Raw genomic sequence first — 16,804 nt, forward strand, 5'->3', positions numbered from 1 at the left:
CTTAAATCAGGATTAATGATTGAGTTTTAGCTGACCTTGTGCCCCAATGGCAAGATGAATTCGTCTCTGGAGCAATAATACATGCTATAACAAGGAGGCTCATATGACATCACGCATACTTTCCGGTATCACGGCGCTTGCCCTTACCCTGACCCTCGCCGCAGTGGGCGGCTGCAAAGGCGGTACGGCGGGAAAAATTGTCGGTACCTGGTCCTATGACCATACCGAATCGAGCATGTTTTCCGACAAGGCCATATCCCTGAAGGTTTTCAAGGAATGGATCATTACATTCAAGGCTGATGGGACCTACGAGGAAAGTTCCCTCATGGGCGCCCAGACGACGCCGACCGCGGTGAAAGGCACCTACACGTTCAAGGACAACAAGATCATCCGGGACAAGAACCCGATGCCGCTGGAAATCATCAGCGTCACTAAGGATGAGCTGGTCTTCTCCAGCGTGAAAAACACCAAGCAGTTTTTTAAAAAGAAATAGCTGGCGGTGCCAGACGCCCCATGCTGTTCGCCTGATTTATCAGGCGAACAATTTTACCAGAACAGGATTCGGATCATGTACACCCTCGGCATCGATATCGGCTCAATAACAACCAAGGCCGCGGCCATGAAGGACGGAAAGTTCCTTGGGGCCCATGTGGGCTTCACCGGCTACAACGTGGCCAAGGCGTGGCGCCACGTCACGGACGAGCTCCTCTCGGCCCTGGCCCTCGATTTTTCCGCCATGGAAAAGATCGTGTCCACCGGCTATGGCAGGGCCAGCGTGGAGGCGGCCCACAAGTCGATCACGGAGATCACCTGCCATGCCGCAGGGGTCCACTTCAGCGCCCCCCGCATACGGTCCATCATCGATATCGGCGGCCAGGACTCGAAGTCGATCGTCCTCGACGAGAACGGCCGGGTGAAGGACTTCGTGATGAACGACAAGTGCGCCGCCGGCACCGGCCGCTTCCTGGAGGTGATGGCCCGGGCCCTCCAGGTGGACCTGGAGGATTTCGGCGACATGTCGCTCCAGGCGGACAAACCGGGTAAGATATCCAGCCTCTGCACCGTCTTCGCCGAGTCCGAGGTCATATCCCTCATCTCCAAGGGGGAGGGCCGTGAGAACATAGTCGCCGGTATCCACGAATCGATTGCCACGCGCATATCGGCCATGGCAGCCCGCGTGGGCGTAAAGCCGCCCCTGATGATGACCGGCGGCGTGGCCAAGAACATCGGCGTGGTCAGGGCCCTGGAGGCCAAGCTCGGCATGTCCATCGAGGTGTCACCCTCGGCCCAGGTCATGGGGGCCATCGGCGCGGCGGTCCTTGCCGCCGAGCTGTAGGGCTTTCTGTTCGGGCGGATCGGCCATGGGCACCCTCGTAATCTTCATGTCAAAGCACGGCTGCGCGGAAAAGGCAGCCCGCATCATTGGCGAGAATATTTCCGATTCTGTCGTATCCGTCATTGACCTGAAATCCAGGGCGGACATCGACCTTTCCCGGTACGACACGGTCATCATCGGCGGTTCCATCTACCTCGGTTCCCTCCAGAGGGGACTCCGTAAATACTGCGATAAGAATCTTCCCCAGCTCCTGACGAAGCGCATCGGCCTTTTTATCTGCTGCATGAACGAGGGCGAGGCCGCGATAAGACACTTCGAGGCGGTCTTCGATGGGGCGCTCCGGGCCCGCGCCGTGGCCGCAGGCATTTTCGGCGGCGAGCTCGATTTCGGGCGCCTGAGCGTCCTCGAGAAGGGCGTCATCGGACAGGCCGTGAGCATCACCGAGAGCGTGTCGCGCTTCGACGAGGCCGCGGTGCGGGACTTCGCCGCGAAGTTCACTCACGCTGCCGGGTGATTCACGCTATCCCATTTATTATTCTTAATCCTGCCAAAAAAAATTTTATCTTTTAGATATTCCTGTTCGTATACACTATGAATGAAGTTAAATGTATTGTTTAAGTAGATGTTAATGGAACAAATGATGGAATCAGATGTTATTGTGAATAGAATCCATGTTATCCGCGGACATAATGTGATATTAGACCGGGACCTGGCGGGCCTGTATGAGGTAGATACGAAACAACTGAAAAGACAGGTCCGCAGAAACCTGGAGCGATTTCCCGTTGATTTCATGTTTTCATTGACCCAAGATGAATTTGAAAACTTGAGGTGCCAATTTGGCACCTCAATTTGGGGCGGCTCCCGGTATCTTCCCATGGCATTTACCGAACAAGGAGTTGCGATGCTTGCGAGCGTTCTGAACAGTCCGCACGCCATACAGGTAAACATACAAATTGTGAGGGCCTTTGTACCTCTCCGCCAAATGATATCCTCCCATGATGATCTGCGGAAAAAGATCGGGTTTAAATAGACCAACGGGACGATTTGGGGAAATGGATTAAGCAACCAAAAGGCGCGCAATGCCTTGGGCGCCTTTTGGTTGCGCGTTCACTCCGGATACCCGGTTATATCCCGTATCCTCTTGAAGAGCGGCTTCAGGCGCGGGTATATATCCAGGTACACCTTGTTGTAAAGATCGTCGTAGAGACGCCGGTTCGCCGGGATCGGCTCGAATACGTCCCTCACCCTGGTCATGGCCTTCACCGCCGACGCGAAGTCGGGAAAGAGGCCGAGGCCCACCGCCGCGTCTATGGCCGCTCCCAGGGCCGAGGTCTCGTAGGTGTGGGGGCGCTCCGCCGGGAGACCGAAGATATCAGCCGTTATGCGCATCGCCATGTCGCTCTGGGACCCGCCGCCGGAGACCCTGAGGCGGGTGACCGATATCTTCGTCTTTTTCATGGTGTGCTCGGCCCCCTCGCGGAGGGCGTATATCAGCCCCTCGAGGATGGAACGGTAGAGAAGTGCGCGGTTGTGCACGTCCCCGAAGCCGATGATGGAGCCTTTGGCGTAGGGATCGGTGCTGACTCCGGGGGACCAGTAGGGCTGGAGCATCAGTCCCATGGAACCTGCCGGCGTTTTCTCTATGAGGGCGTCGAAGAGCTTTTCCGGCGCGACCTTTTTCTTCGCGGCCAGCTGTTTTTCCATGAGGCCGAATTCCTCCCTGAACCAGCTCACCATCCAGAAGCCGCGGTAGACCATGACCTCCGTGTAAAAGGAGGCGGGGGTTGACGCCGGATAGGGTGGTATCATGGGGAGGAGCTCTATATATTTGTCCGTCACGGTGTTGTAGGTCGCGGTGGTGCCGAAGCTGAGGCAGCCGATGTCGGGCGTGAGGGTCCCGCCGCCGAGGATCTCGCACCCCTTGTCGGTGCCGGCGGCGAACACCGGGAGTCCCGCGGGGATTCCGGTGTCGCGGGAGGCGCCCTTTGTCACGCGCCCCAGCTCCTCAGAGGGCCCCACGAGGCGCGGGAGCTTTTCCCTTTCTATGGGGAAGAGCCGCCACTTGAGGTCGAACTTCCCCGCCCACTGGTAGGTCTTTTTGTCGTTGGGCAGATACCCGACGTTGCTGCCGGTGGAGTCCGCGAACTCGCCGGTCAGCATGTAGGTGAAGAAGCCGGAGAGGAGGAGGTACTTGTGGGTCTTCTCCCAGATCTCCGGCTGGTTCTGCCTGATCCAGTTGGACTCGCAGTTTTCGACGACCCCCTGGACGCGGTCATGGAGCTTCACCGCCCGGAGCAGCGGCCGGGCCGCCGAAGGGATGATGGCCGAGGCATCGGCCTTTCTCTGGTCAAGCCAGATGATGGCCGGCCGGAGGGGCTTCCCGTTCGCGTCGACGTTGATCATGGTGGCGCGCTGGGTCGTGAGGGTGACGGCCGCTATCCTCTCCCTGGCCTTGCCCGCTTTTTTCATGAGGCCCTGGCATGAAGCGCAGAGCATCCGCCAGTAATACTCCGGGCGCTGTTCTGCCCATCCGGGATGCTCGGAGAAGTAGGGCTCTATCTGAGTCTTCACTATGTGGACGATGGTGCCGCTCGTATCGATCAGGGCCGCGCGGATCGACTGGGTGCCCGCGTCTATCGAGAGGATAAGGTCGCCGGAGGCTTTTGTTGTATTCTTCATGATGATAACTCTTTTAAATCATTATTGTGATGACCCCCCTCCCTTGATGGGAGGGGCAGGGGGAGGGTGAAGATATCATTCACCCCCACCCGTCCTCCCCCTTCAAGGGGGAGGAGGAAGCGGAGTAAGTAGATGCTTATGTCAATCCAGCCCCAGAATCCCGCCGGGGTTCATGATCCCCTTTGGATCGAAATGCCTCTTCAGGGCGCGGAGCACCGCCATCTGGTTCTTCCCTATATGGGGCTCGAGCCACGGGGCGAGCATGCGCCCCATGCCATGGTGGTGGCTCGGGGACCCGCCGTGCTTGGTGATGGCGTCGATGATCCCGCTCTGGAAATCGAGGTACGACTTCACGCTGTCCATCTTCATGATGAAGATGAAATACAGGTTCGTGCCCTGGGGGTAGAAATGGGACGCGTGGGTCATGCAGATGGTGCCGGGGCGCTTCTTCATGAAGGCCCGCACCCCCGTGTGGAGCCGATGAAGGTTGTCCCAGGTCACGGCGGACTCCAGGGTGTCGACGACGATGCCGTAGTCCATGAGGTCCTCCCGCATGTACGGCTCCGTGTACCGGGTCTTCTCCCATTTCTTCGTCGCGTACCCGGTGAGGGACATGGCGCCGTGTTTTTTAAAGATCTTCCCGATCATTTTCCGCACGTGCTTCGCGTATCCCTTCTCCCCCTCGGCGGTGCCGATGAAGAGACAGCGCTCCATCGGCCTGAAGCCGCGGAGCCGCATGAAGGTGTCGATGGCGGTGCCGTGGATGCCGAAGAGCTTGAGGCCCACGTCTGTCTCCTCCGGGTCCGATATACGGTACACGGCGGGCATGCCGAACTCGCCCTGCATCACCTCCCGGCTCGCCTCCACCGCAGCCTCCCAGGTGGGGAACATGTAGGCGTAGCGCTGCCGGTTCTCCGGCATGTACCTGAAGATCCGCATGGTCACTTCCACCAGGATGCCGAAGGTCCCCTCGCTTCCCTTCATGATGTCGTTCACCTTGGGGCCCGTGGCCGTGCCCGGATAATCGAGAGTTTTAATGTCGCCGGCCGGGGTCACGTACTCACCGCTCAGCACTATGTGGTAGGCGTCGCCGTAGTAGGTCGAGGCCTGTCCCGATCCGATGGTCACGACCCATCCGCCCACGGAGGAGAACTCGAAGGACTGGGGGAAGTGCCCGCAGGTGTAGTTGTGCTTGGTCCCGAGGTCCCTGGCCGCTTTGTTGAGGGCCTCTTCGTAAGCGGGTCCCATCATTCCCGGCTGCACCAGGGCTGTCTGGTTCGTTTCGTTTATGCCGAGAAGCTTATTCATGTGGGTCTGCATCACCAGGGTGACGCCGGCCTTCTTCGGCCTGAGGCCCAGGGTCACGGAGGATCCGCCGCCGTAGACATACAGAGGAATCTTCTTTTTATTGCAATGGGCGACGACGGCGCGGACGTCCTCCTTGGAGCGGGGATGGAGCACCACGTCCGTCACGGTGCCGAGCTTCCCGCTGCGGAGCTCCGACGCCTCCTCCATGGTCCTGCCCCTGCTGTAGCGGAGGCGGCTGTAGCCGTCGAGGGCGATGTTTTCCTTGCCTACCATGGACTGGAAGGCCCTGATGTCGGGCTGCCCGATCCGTATCTTCTGCTTCACCGCTACCTGCTCCATGCCCTCCAGCCTTTTCGTCCTGAAGTCGTTGTCGGTCATGGCGAACTCTTCCTTCATCATCTCGTACCATTCGTCGCTCGGGTGCTTGAATTGGTCCGGCGCGCCCCACTTGAATATGGAACGGTAGGACCCGGCGGGGGGCGCCGTTTCTGTCCAGTCCGGTATGAATCCTTTATGCTTGGTCATCTGTTTCCTCCTTAATAGTATATCATTATCTCAATTTAAACAGATGGGACGCCGGGTTGACCAGCTTCCCGTGAGTATTATTCATGAAAGCCCTGGCCAGGCAATACATCGATACCAGGGGATTCACCGGCGCCATCTTCATCGGGTTCACCTTCATCAGGCGGCACATCGATTCGGTCGTGGCCTGGAGGTCGTTGCAGACGCCGCTCCGGTACACCATCTTCTTGCCCAGGCGGCGGATAAGTACATCGCCCAACTCCTCTATGGCGCAGTGGCCGGCGATGAGGATCGGGCCGCCGATGGAATCGACCTCGCGCCGGTCAAAGCCCTTTCCCATCACCAGGGTCCATCCGCCCCTGCCGCTGAAATCCTTCGCCAGCGACTGGAGGACCGCCAGTGGGTTGTTCACGCATCCCTCGCGGCAGGCCATTTCCTTTCCTTTGATGATCCTCACGTCAGCCGGGAAGTCATTGTACAGGTCGAAGGGATATTTTCCGCCGAATTTTTTTAAATCGCCGATGATGTCGAAATTCTTCATGTTCCGGTAATCGCCGCGAATATCGATGTCGCCGAGCCTGATCACGCCTTCGCCGAGCTTCCGGTTCACGGCCGCCTTGATGTGGGGCACGTCCTTCACGTCGTAGCCGAAGACGCGGGCGCCCACCATATCGGCCGCCACCACGTTGGGGCTCCCGATGAGAAGGCCGAAGGGCCTGACGCAGGTGTCTGCCAGGGCCAGGGCGTTGTAGTGCCCGTAGATGCTCCCCTCGATCCCCTCGATGAGGGTGAAATCGGGCCGGATCCGTTCAAGCACATCGGCGAGCTTGCTGTGGAGATTGTAGTTGTGGTCGTATCCCCGGTCCTCGTGCTGCGGGAACGCCCACTGGTTCTTGATGCCCAGGGTCACGACGCCCATGGAGTGGGTCTTGAGTTTCGGAAGATTGATGTAGAGGACCTCGCCGCGCCGGGCCATGATGTCGGCCACGGTCTTCGATATCCGGTAGCTCTTCCGGTCGTAAGCGCCCGATGATCCGACGGGCCTGGATTTATCGGAGAAGGCGATCTCCGTCGTTTTTTCTTCATCGAGATAGACGGGGATGGCGCCGAGGTCCCCGCATATCTTCGCATAGCCTGTGATACGGAAGACCAGGCGTGTGATGTTGCACTGGGTGGAATTCTCGAACACGAAGATTTTCTTCGCCCCGGCCTCCTTCCAGTAGCGGATCACGGCCTCCAGCACCTCCGGCCTGGTGAAGGCGTAGGGCTTGGAGTCCACGGCGTTCGGCTTGATGTAGACCTCGCCGCTCGACTTGAGGAGCTTCTTCCCGCCGTAGAAGTCGAAGATCTCCTTCACTGCCGCTTCCGCTTCCTTTCTCATCTTTTCCGGCAGGGGACGGAATTCGGTGAAGGTGGCCTGTTCGTGCCGCGCCGCGATCTTTTTGATGTAAGCGCTTTTCATCGGGTTGAAAGTTTTCCCGGCCATAACAGTCTCTCCTCTGTGATAGTGATATCGTTACTACCGCGGCAATGAAAATTTAGCCGAGGCTTTTTTTATCTCGTCGGCTTTTTTCGCGCTGTCCCAGCCGAGCTCCGCTCCCGCTGCATCGGCCACTTTCTTCAGCACCGCGTCGCCGGGATTCCCTATGGTGCCGATGCCGGTCCGCCGCATGAGGATGTCGAGGAGGGTGCGGGCCATCTCGTGACGCGCCGCGTGCACCACTTCGGCCAGCATCTCGCCGTCGGCGTTCAGCGGCTCGGAAAGCTTCGGATCGGTCTTTGCTATGTCCAGGACCTGGCGGTATTCGGTGCCGTAGGCTGTGGCGAGGTATTTCATGGTCTGGGCCTGGAAAATTTTCTCCGACAGGAGCGCCGCTTCGAAGGCTTTCATATCGGGAATATCGCATCCTGTCAGGTACTCGTCGGCGGTGACGCAGGGCGCGGCCTTACGGCCCGATTTTTTTTCAACCAGGTCCATCACCTTGTCCGCGAGGTTCCTGCTCGTGGTGTACTTGCCCCCTTCGACGGAGATGAGTCCCTCGACGCCATCCTCGGCGTTGTCGTAGATCTCGTAGCGCCGCGACTGGGAATAGGTTCCGGCAGTCTGGCTCTCGACAAGGGGCCGGAGGCCCCCGTAAACATGGATAATATCGTTATACCCGAGCTTCCCGTCGCCGAAGGATTCGTTCACCTCTGCGAGGAACTCGTTGACGCTCTCCCGGGAGACGCGGTATTCGTCGGGGCTTCCCACGTATTCCCGGTCCGTGGTTCCGATGAGGGTGTGGCCGCGCCAGGGAATGAAAAAGATATGGCGCCCCCGGGCGGTCCTGAGGCCCACCATGTGGGTGTTCACCATTTTCTTCGTGATGAGGTGGATCCCCTCGGAGCGGCGGATATGGCGCTCCGCTTCGCGGTGCATGGCCTTTGAGAGGACAATGTCAGCCCAGGGGCCGGCGCAGTTGACCACCAGGGAAGCGTTGATCCTGACGGAGGCGCCGGTCAGGGTGTCAGTCACCGCCAGGCCGGTGATCTTTTTCCCTTCCATGACGAAATCGTCGACCCTGGCGTAGTTGGCCGCCCGGGCGCCGCGGCTTACCGCGGACTTGATGAAGGCGAGGGTGAGCCGCTCCGGGAAGGCGCTCAGGCAGTCGTAGTAGACGAAGCCGCCGTTGAGTTTATCGGGCCGCACGCTCCCTTCAAGATCGAGCACCTTCTTCGGCGAAAGAGAGCGGTGGCGGGGAAGGGCCTTGGCCCTGTCCCAGGTGCCGCCCTTGTCGTAGGATAGGATGTCGTAGAGGATCATCCCCGCCCTGAGCGCCTGGCGGCCGTTCATGAGTCCCTGGCCGGCGTAGGTCGCGATAAGGGAGGGCATGGGATAGACCAGGTTCGGGGCTATGTTCTCGAGGATCCTTCGCTCCCGCAGGGACTCCCTAACCAGGCCGAACTCCGCGTTGGCCAGGTACCGGAGGCCGCCGTGGATCAGCTTCGACGTGGCCGAGGACGTGGCCGCTCCGAAATCGCCCTTCTCCAGGAGCGCCACGGAAAATCCCCGGGCGGCCGCGTCGTAGGCCACCGCCGCCCCGGTTATGCCGCCGCCGATGATCGCCAGGTCGAACACTTCGCCGTTGTATTCCTCGATGAACCGTTTCATGTCATTCCATCCTTTGCCTATGATGATTTTTTCTTGAGAAATTCTATGGTCTTCTCCTCGGCATATACGAGGAGATCCAGCATGATCTTCCGGGCCCTGTCCGGTTTCTTTCCTTTGATAGCCTCGAAAATATCGCCGTAGAACCGCGTGGTCCGCGCGATGTTGGCCGGGTCTGAAAAATAGAGCGTCAGCAGCTCGTCCACGAGGCCGCTGTTGTTGAAGAAATTGAGCACGATGAGGAAGGGGATGTTCCTGCTTGCCCTGGCGATGAGCCGGTACAGGGTCATGTCCCTGTCGTTCAGGGAGATGTCCTCGCTATTAATGAGACGCTCCATCGCGGCAAGGTCTTCTCCGGTCCTGTTCAGGGCCGCCTGAAAGGCCATATCCGGGAGAATCAGCCGCCGGAGGTCGAGTATCCCCTTCATTATGTCGACGTCAAAGGCCCCGCTCGAGCGCATCAGGGCGGGGAGGAGCTCCAGGCTGCCGCTGTCGAGATAATCCTTCACGTACACACCGTCGCCGTGGCGGATTTCCACAAGGTCGAGCATTTCCAGCTTTTTGAAGGCTTCCCGAAGAGTCGACCTGTTTACATCGAGGCTCTCGGCGAGATCGCGCTCCGGCGGGAGTTTGTCCCTGGCGTGGAATTTTCCCGACAATATCTTGTCGCGGAGCTGGGAAACGATCCCCTCGTGGAGCCGGGTCTTCAGGAGCGGGGTCAGAGCCGTCATTTGTTATCTCCCCGATATAGTGTAACTCTTTGAGGCGTCATTTAATATGGTCGGGTGGTCCGACCAATTTTAATTTACTATATAATATCCCATTCGTCAAGGGGGGAGGGGGATTTTTTGTATATTTTGCCCCACCCGGGCCTTCATTTTTTCATTTTCTGTTGTCCCCGTTCGTTCCTTCTTCATGTACCTTCGAACAAACGAAACCGCGCCGCCCTACCGGCCCGGCATGGACAGGCAGTCGGCGTATAAAAGCGTATGGCAGAGGCACTGGCGCGAGTTCAGGAAAATATATTCCAAGCAATTCGCCAGCCGGTAGATAAGATTGACTCCCCAACGCTTTCTCACTTCTGCGTCACATTCACCCTGCCGGGCCCGGTGACAAAGGGGCTCTTCAAAAAGCATATCACCTGCGAAGACCTGATCACAGCCGCCGCGGGCGTGTAATGGAAAGAGCTCCTGAAAAGCACTGTAAATACAAATCTGCATATTAAATTTCCTTAAAATCCCGGATATTCGGAGCCGATGCATACGCCCCGGCCGATGCCGGGATGCATTCCAGTAGGAATTTTTCCGACAGCTGTAATGCCGCAGATACTACATAAGTTTCATCATTACGGCTATTTAATAACAATCTTTATTATTATATATTAATTAAGATTCATGAGACTTGTTGCGAAGCAGATATCCGCAGGCATTAAAAACTGCACGGGATCGTTTTCAAGCTTCCACTGGTTTACAGCGTTTGAGATATTGAAAATTGCAACAAGTCTATATGCGACGTATTTCATCTCAGAGCGAGCATATTATCCAATCAATGAACGTGCTGCTAATTCCACAACATACCGGAGAACTTCCATGAAAAACAGGAGAATTTTATTAATCGTTATCCTAATGGCGATTACAGCGCAGTCGTGCGACACAGAAACATCGCTTTCCGAAAAAGTGAAAAAATACTGGTGGCTGTTCATCAATCCGACGCACAATAGCGACGCGGTGACCATCATTGTCAATGACTCCGGCGTGCGGAAATATTATAGCGTCACGTTGAACTATACCGTGGGCAGGACGCCCCGGGAAATCGGCACGCAGTATGGATGGGCGATCAGGAGATATATTCCGGATTATGAATTGATGCTCCGCTCATATCTGCATGAACTGATTGAAGCGACGAAGGAGATCGAGTCGTGGACCGTCACCTACGCCATGATAAAAACCCGGATTGATGCCATAAGACCGCAGCTCCCGCAGGCATACCGGGACGAGATCGAGGGCTTCGCCGAAACCCTCTCCGATGTAGGCTACGATGCGGACGACATCCTGGATCATACGTATTTAGCCTACACTATCAGCCTTCTTCCGGACGTCGTGAGGCCATTCGCCTGCAACGCCTTCGGTGTGGACGCGTCCCATTCGGCGACGGGCAAATCGATCCTGTACCGCACCCTAGAGTGGGAGGGCGGTTCGGCCAATCAGCTCAACAAGATGCATGCTATCGTCAAATATATCAACGGCTCGAAGACCTTTTACTCGATCGGCTACCTTGGCGTGATGTCGGTCGTCTCCGGCATCAACAGATCAAAGATCTACGCCGCAATTCTAGATTCCTCCACCCTCGCCCACTACGGCACTCCGGCCAACCCGCGCTCATACCTGTACGATCTCAGGAGCTGTCTCGAGACAATGACGAGCGTGGACGACATCGCCGATTACATGAGCAACAAGGACGGGCACTACACCGACAACGGCGGCATCTCGCCCTACGCGTACAACCATCTCATTTTTACAGGAGACGCGACTAAGGCGCTGGTAGTTGAGAATTTCGTCACGAATGACAACGTGTCCGGTTTTCCAAAGCACCAGGACGTACGGGCAAGCGCGGACCGCACCAGGCTCGGCATGCTGGCGAGCCTGAATTACGACTATTGGTACCATGCGAGCGGATCGGACGGCTACCTCCCCGTGGTGAACGGGTTTCTCAAAGACGTTGACCTTTCGCCAAACTACTATTTTGACAATATGATGATCATTCCCTATATATTTAATTTTGCGAGGATACTCGCAATCAAAACCCAGTTCATTGCAAAGGGCGGTCCGGGAGGGACGCCGTTCACTGTCGAGGACGTTAAGGACATCATCATCCAGTCCAACACAACGAAAAACCCGGCCACCGACGACTGGACCGATTGCACGGGACCCGGCAACTACATGTTCGGCGATGTGTACAATTCAGACACGCAGCAGATCATGATCTTCCAACCGGACGACGGCACCGGCGCTATGAAGCTCCAGGTCTATTTCGCGCCCTACATGGCGCCGCTTCCGAGCTGTGCGAATCTGAAAACCAGCTTCGAGGAGATAACGCTTACGCTGCCGTAGCTTTGTCAACGATTGAGAGGCAACATGAAACGCATATCGTATAATACTAAGTCTAGCTCTGGTATTCCCGGCAACGTGCGCCCGGCAGACCCGGATAGATATCAGCCAGGTTCAGGACGCCGCCATGTACTGCGAAGGTCTCGCCGGATTTGAGCTGAACGGCAAGTGGGGTTTTACGGACTGGGACCGGAAAGTAAATTTCAAGCACCATGTCCAGCGGTTTTCCTGTTGATATATTCCTTTTATGCTTCAGATAAGACCTATTGTGTCTCTTGTACCATTACCGATCTGGACAGAGTTTCCTATATAATGAACGAACTGCCTTTGACCGTATCCACATGCGGGGTCCCAGCGCCGGTCAAGCAAGACCTTCCTGGAGAAGTACACGCCGCTGGAAAAGGTGCAGTAGGAGGGGGGGCTTATGCAGGGGCTTCGCCCCTGCACCCCGGAAAATCCTGGAAATTAACTATCCAGGAATTTGCTTAAATTCCAGATCAAACCCTGGAGAGTAGGGCCAGGAGATGGCGTCGTTGGTATTACCCCGGTTTACATCTCCTGCCTCAACAATCCGTGCATGCGGTTTTCCCGCACACGGCTTACCGACAATCTTCATTCCGCAGCATTCAAGGTCAACATCCTGCTTCACCCGGCAGGTAAAATCTTTCGATGCCGCTGTAGTTGTAATACCTCTTGTTGAGATTCTCTCTCGACAACCGTCGACGATAGCCGCTACAGAGCAGATTCTCTAATGAAGTACATCAAAGGAAATCTGGTTGCTGGCCGTTCCTTCATAGTCGTAAACGATAAGAGGGCCGGACGTAGCGCCGCTCGGTACGGTAACAATGATAGAATTGTTTTTGAAGCTGGTGCATTGCGCCGGTGTGCCGTTAAATTTTACCTTTGCCTTCCTTCGCAGACAACCAAAGCCGCTCCCGCTGATGGTGACGGAATCGCCCACGGCCGCGCTCGTAGTGCTGCAACCGGAGATGGCCGGCCCGTTCGGTCCGTCCCCGAGGATGTAGTAACAGGTGCTCACGCAATGTTTTACCCATGCATAACTGACCCACAGGTACCCGTGCATAGGGCCGTTCCAGGCGTCTCCCCACATGTTCACCAGCAGGAACCCTCCCCGGTGGTCCGCGTCCGCTCCCGAGGGATTGATGTTATCGTCATAGCCGCACAGAACCGCAAAGTGATTTATATTGTAGGGTGCCAGGACCGGATCGTAGTACAACGAAGGCGGGTTCAACTGATTGTCCGGAAAATCGCCCGACTGGGTCCCGATCTCGACGCACAGCACATACCCGCTTGCCAGGCGGGCCTTGGCAGCCTCGATATCGTTTCCCGCATACGGAGGCATTGCCGCCCCGTTGTCCCATACGGCGACATAGTCCTGGACCTTAAACGCCATGGCCGCTTCTCTCTGGGCGTCGCTGGGGGCCTCAGGCCCATAGCCCTCCGGATTGAACGGGACCTCGGTCATATCAACACCCCCGTTGGTCGTCAGTGCGGCCTTCACGTTACCCTGATTTCCCCCGCCACCTATGAAAAACATGAACATGGCGCTCATCCAGTGTTCGGGTTTGGTGAGGTCCCAATCCAGCCGTTTAAAGTGTTTCACCCATTGAGTGAACAGGTAGTACCCGGCGGAGAAATTACCGCACATAGAGCTGCCCGGATAAAAGTCCATAGTCTGATTTTGAACCGGGGGAAGCTCCGATGACAGGTCAACCCGGCCGGGGGGCAGGCTTGCTCCCGGTCTGAGCGAAGCCGGCAGGTAGGCATCCACCGACGCTTCGGAAACATTCGGCATCTCATCGCCCAGGGTTGAGGCGACGGTTGGGGTCTTATGCCGCAGTATCAACCCCATCGAAAAAGATACCGATCCGACCGCCACCACGTTGTTCGTATCCGACGCGGACACGCCGTAATACCAGGAATTGTCATGATGGCCATAGGGTTTTGACCGCCAGGCCGTGCCGTCCCAGTGAAGCAGTGCCCCGTCGCCCCCCGCGGCCCAGACGTCGTTGGGGCCGATCGCGTATACCGCACGGAGGCTCTTCATGGTGCCGGAGTCCTGCATGCTCCAGGCGGACCCGTCCCATCTGACCACGGTGCCGTTGGCCCCCACGGCCCAAGCCTGACCGTCCTCCGTGGAAGAGACCGCATAGAGCGAGTTGTACGTCCCTGACTCAGAGGGGCACCAGACGGCTCCGTCGTACCGGAGGATCGTCCCCCCTTCGCCGACCGCCCATACGTTGCCGCTGTCCCGTGCCGTAACCCCGAACAACCACAGGGCGGTTCCCGAATCCTGCAGGTTCCAGTCCAGGCCGTTATATTTGAGAATGACGCCGTTTTCACCCACGGCCCACACCTGGTTCTCATCCAGGGCGGCAACCGCCATCAGTTTGGTATCTTCCAGCAGGTGGGATTCCTGGGTCGACCAATTGAGACCGTCCCATCGGAGGATCGTGCTTATTTTTCCCACGGCCCAGGCCCGGTCGGCATTCAATGCGCTCACGCCGTAAAGGTCGGTCGTCACACCCGAGGTCTGGGCGGCCCAATCCGCGCCGTTGTAATGCAGGATCGTCCCCGCGCTTCCCACCGCCCAGGTATTATCCGCGTCGCTTGAGGAAATAGCCCTGATTTCCTTTACAGACTGCGATTGAAGGGACGATACGCTGCCGTTGTAAAAATTAATTTTACCGTTCTGACCGACGGCCCAGATTTTGTCGCCATTGATACCCGCAGCGCTGTAAAACGTATCGCTTTTTGACGTTATCTTTGCCCACCCAGTGCCGTTGTAATGCAGTAATGAGGTAAAAAAGCTCAAGCTGGTGACCCATACATCCTGCGCGCCCAGCGCGCAGACGCTGGTCAGCGATTCGTCCGGATGGGGTGTCCCTCCAATCGTCGTAGCGTCAACCGGGCTCCAGTCGGTTCCGTTATAATGCAGTACCGTGCTCCTGAAGCCGACGGCCCAGGCGTCGGTCGCCGTGCGGGCCGAAATCCCGTGCAGATGGCATGTGCTGCCGGAATCCTGCGGGCTCCAGGACGTGCCGTTGAAAAAGAGGATCGTTCCGTTGTCCCCCACGGCCCACACGTGCGTCGCGTCCAGGGCGCTGACGCCGTTCAGGCGGTTCACGGTCCCTGAGACCTAGGGGGTCCAGGATGAGCCATTGTAGAAAAGGATGGTGCCGCCGAACCCGACCGCCCAGACATGGTTGGCATCGAGTGCTGACACGCCATAGAGCCACTGGGTGGTCCCCGATGCCTGGGCATGCCAGGCCGAGCCGTTATAATGCAGGATGGTCCCGTTGGCCCCTACAACCCACACGTTGTCGGCGCCCGCTGCCGCGATCGCGAAGAGGGCGTGGGGCAGTTCGGAGGCTTTCTGGCTCCAGGTGTTTCCGTCGAAGTGGACAATGACGCCGTCGGCGCCCCCCATAAAGGAGCCTCCCACCGCCCAAACATTGGTATCGCTCACGGCCGCGATGCCGAACAGATTATTCTTCTGCGGTAGCGGTGACTCGCAGGTCCATTGGTATTGCTTTTCAGGATGCAGCCAGAAAAGCATTAAGATGAGTTCTTTGAGACGGTTGTTGCCGCTGCTGCTGCATCTGGTGCATCCGGCGGAAGTTGCCATGAATACCATCACGACAAGAACGGACGCGAGAGACTTTGCAGTTTTGCGGGATGGATTAATATTTATGCAATTTTCGCGACGAATGGTGAGGTTTTCCCCTGGAATCGAAGTCATTGTTCCTGCTCCAAAGAAATTGATAGCTTCTCGGTGCTCAAGAAACTCTTGAACACCGCTCCCTGTTGACGCATACCGATTTTAATTTAAATAAGGAAATGGCTCAAGTCAAAAAAAAATACCATTCAGATGGAATTTTCTATTTTCCTGGATGAACTTTCGCCCATAAGGAGGTGGTCACGTTATGAAGGATTTATTGCGGATTATTTATCCCGTGCTTTCATGAATGATTTCAATACCGCGTTGATCGCCGTCTGGTATTCCCTGTAATGAGATTTATACCAGGCAATCACGTCCTGATCCAGACGGATACTGACCGATTTTTTCTTTTTAGGGAATTCTATCACTGCATTTTTCCAAAAATCCTTGTCCAGTTCAGGGATATCGGAATAATCGATCGTGCTATCCGGCGCGTCAGCCAGCTTTTTCAGGTTATCTATTCTTTTTTTTGATATTTTTACAGAATTCATGGTAGCTGCTCCTTTCCTTCTTATTCGCCCGCCGGGCGGATATAATCCGGATTTTTCCGCTCCGGTTGGTATGCACCACAACGATTACGATAATATCCCCTATGGCGCCGATGCTGATCCTTCTTTCCTCACCGTAATCATGCCTTTTATCAACCGCCGTTAATACAATACCGCTGAATATCAGGGATGCATCTTCAAACCGTATCCCATGCTTCACATAATTGCGCCTGCTTTTTCCGGCATCCCATTCGAAATCCATACTATAATATAATTATGTATATACATTTTGTCAATACATTTGCGGTTATATTTAAGGAATGCGAACCAGCCAACCTTCCCGGCACATATCATGGTGTGTTGAATTTTTTGTGTTGAAATTACTCCTAACATCTCCCGGACCGGTGAAGATAAAAACCATTGTATCACCCTGGGCGCTGACAGTAAAAGGACCTTTTTCGGGCCGGGTCCGCC

15 protein-coding genes are annotated in these 16,804 nt (G+C 56.5%); 6 read left to right on the forward strand and 9 right to left on the reverse strand.

All coding sequences use genetic code 11. The features are described 5' to 3' along the window. The first annotated feature begins 103 nt into the window (after nt 1-103). The 4 genes from KA369_13540 (at nt 104) to KA369_13555 (ending at nt 2,366) form a co-directional block, all read left to right on the forward strand. Nucleotides 104-493, forward strand: coding sequence for a lipocalin family protein (locus tag KA369_13540; protein MBP7736995.1), 390 nt, complete (start codon nt 104-106; stop codon nt 491-493). 75 nt (nt 494-568) lie between these two features. Next, on the forward strand, nt 569-1,336 hold the full coding sequence (locus KA369_13545; protein ID MBP7736996.1) for a 2-hydroxyglutaryl-CoA dehydratase: 768 nt from the start codon (nt 569-571) through the stop codon (nt 1,334-1,336). A 25-nt stretch (nt 1,337-1,361) separates the two neighbouring features. Further along, a complete protein-coding gene (locus KA369_13550) occupies nt 1,362-1,850 on the forward strand; it encodes a flavodoxin (protein ID MBP7736997.1) in 489 nt (162 codons plus the stop codon). Between the two features lie 126 nt (nt 1,851-1,976). Next, nucleotides 1,977-2,366, forward strand: a complete 390-nt coding sequence (locus tag KA369_13555) for an ORF6N domain-containing protein (protein MBP7736998.1) — start codon at nt 1,977-1,979, stop codon at nt 2,364-2,366. A gap of 77 nt (nt 2,367-2,443) precedes the next feature. On the opposite strand, the gene KA369_13560 is transcribed toward KA369_13555, so the two are convergent. The 5 genes from KA369_13560 to KA369_13580 form a co-directional block, all read right to left on the reverse strand. Continuing rightward, nucleotides 2,444-4,015, reverse strand: a complete 1,572-nt coding sequence (locus KA369_13560; GenBank protein MBP7736999.1) for an FGGY-family carbohydrate kinase — start codon at nt 4,013-4,015, stop codon at nt 2,444-2,446. A 141-nt stretch (nt 4,016-4,156) separates the two neighbouring features. Then, nucleotides 4,157-5,848: an FAD-binding oxidoreductase gene (locus KA369_13565; protein ID MBP7737000.1), complete on the reverse strand. Its 1,692-nt coding sequence runs from the start codon at nt 5,846-5,848 to the stop codon at nt 4,157-4,159. Nucleotides 5,849-5,873: 25 nt separating this feature from the next. Continuing rightward, nucleotides 5,874-7,331 (reverse strand): DUF362 domain-containing protein, encoded by a 1,458-nt coding sequence (locus KA369_13570; GenBank protein ID MBP7737001.1) that lies wholly within the window; start codon nt 7,329-7,331, stop codon nt 5,874-5,876. A 33-nt stretch (nt 7,332-7,364) separates the two neighbouring features. Beyond that, complete coding sequence (locus KA369_13575; protein ID MBP7737002.1) at nt 7,365-8,996, reverse strand: glycerol-3-phosphate dehydrogenase/oxidase; 1,632 nt, start codon at nt 8,994-8,996, stop codon at nt 7,365-7,367. A 17-nt stretch (nt 8,997-9,013) separates the two neighbouring features. After that, nucleotides 9,014-9,724: a FadR family transcriptional regulator gene (locus KA369_13580; GenBank protein MBP7737003.1), complete on the reverse strand. Its 711-nt coding sequence runs from the start codon at nt 9,722-9,724 to the stop codon at nt 9,014-9,016. A 258-nt stretch (nt 9,725-9,982) separates the two neighbouring features. Here KA369_13580 and KA369_13585 point away from each other — a divergent pair, with 258 nt between their 5' ends. Both KA369_13585 and KA369_13590 read left to right on the forward strand, forming a co-directional pair. Beyond that, nucleotides 9,983-10,171, forward strand: coding sequence for a hypothetical protein (locus tag KA369_13585; protein ID MBP7737004.1), 189 nt, complete (start codon nt 9,983-9,985; stop codon nt 10,169-10,171). 411 nt (nt 10,172-10,582) lie between these two features. Next, nucleotides 10,583-12,103: a hypothetical protein gene (locus KA369_13590; GenBank protein MBP7737005.1), complete on the forward strand. Its 1,521-nt coding sequence runs from the start codon at nt 10,583-10,585 to the stop codon at nt 12,101-12,103. Between the two features lie 745 nt (nt 12,104-12,848). On the opposite strand, the gene KA369_13595 is transcribed toward KA369_13590, so the two are convergent. The 4 genes from KA369_13595 to KA369_13610 all read right to left on the reverse strand — a co-directional run bounded on the left by KA369_13595 (nt 12,849) and on the right by KA369_13610 (nt 16,592). After that, nucleotides 12,849-15,248 carry an IPT/TIG domain-containing protein gene (locus tag KA369_13595; GenBank protein ID MBP7737006.1) on the reverse strand — a complete coding sequence of 800 codons (2,400 nt, stop codon included), beginning with the start codon at nt 15,246-15,248 and terminating at the stop codon, nt 12,849-12,851. A gap of 12 nt (nt 15,249-15,260) precedes the next feature. After that, nucleotides 15,261-15,749: a hypothetical protein gene (locus KA369_13600; protein MBP7737007.1), complete on the reverse strand. Its 489-nt coding sequence runs from the start codon at nt 15,747-15,749 to the stop codon at nt 15,261-15,263. A gap of 317 nt (nt 15,750-16,066) precedes the next feature. Continuing rightward, a complete protein-coding gene (locus KA369_13605) occupies nt 16,067-16,333 on the reverse strand; it encodes a BrnA antitoxin family protein (GenBank protein ID MBP7737008.1) in 267 nt (88 codons plus the stop codon). Continuing rightward, nucleotides 16,296-16,592 (reverse strand): BrnT family toxin, encoded by a 297-nt coding sequence (locus KA369_13610; protein ID MBP7737009.1) that lies wholly within the window; start codon nt 16,590-16,592, stop codon nt 16,296-16,298. The genes KA369_13605 and KA369_13610 overlap by 38 nt, the downstream gene beginning before the upstream one ends. Nucleotides 16,593-16,804: the final 212 nt, after the last annotated feature.

The organism is Spirochaetota bacterium (assembly GCA_017999915.1).
Taxonomy (GTDB): Bacteria; Spirochaetota; UBA4802; order UBA4802; family UBA5550; genus RBG-16-49-21.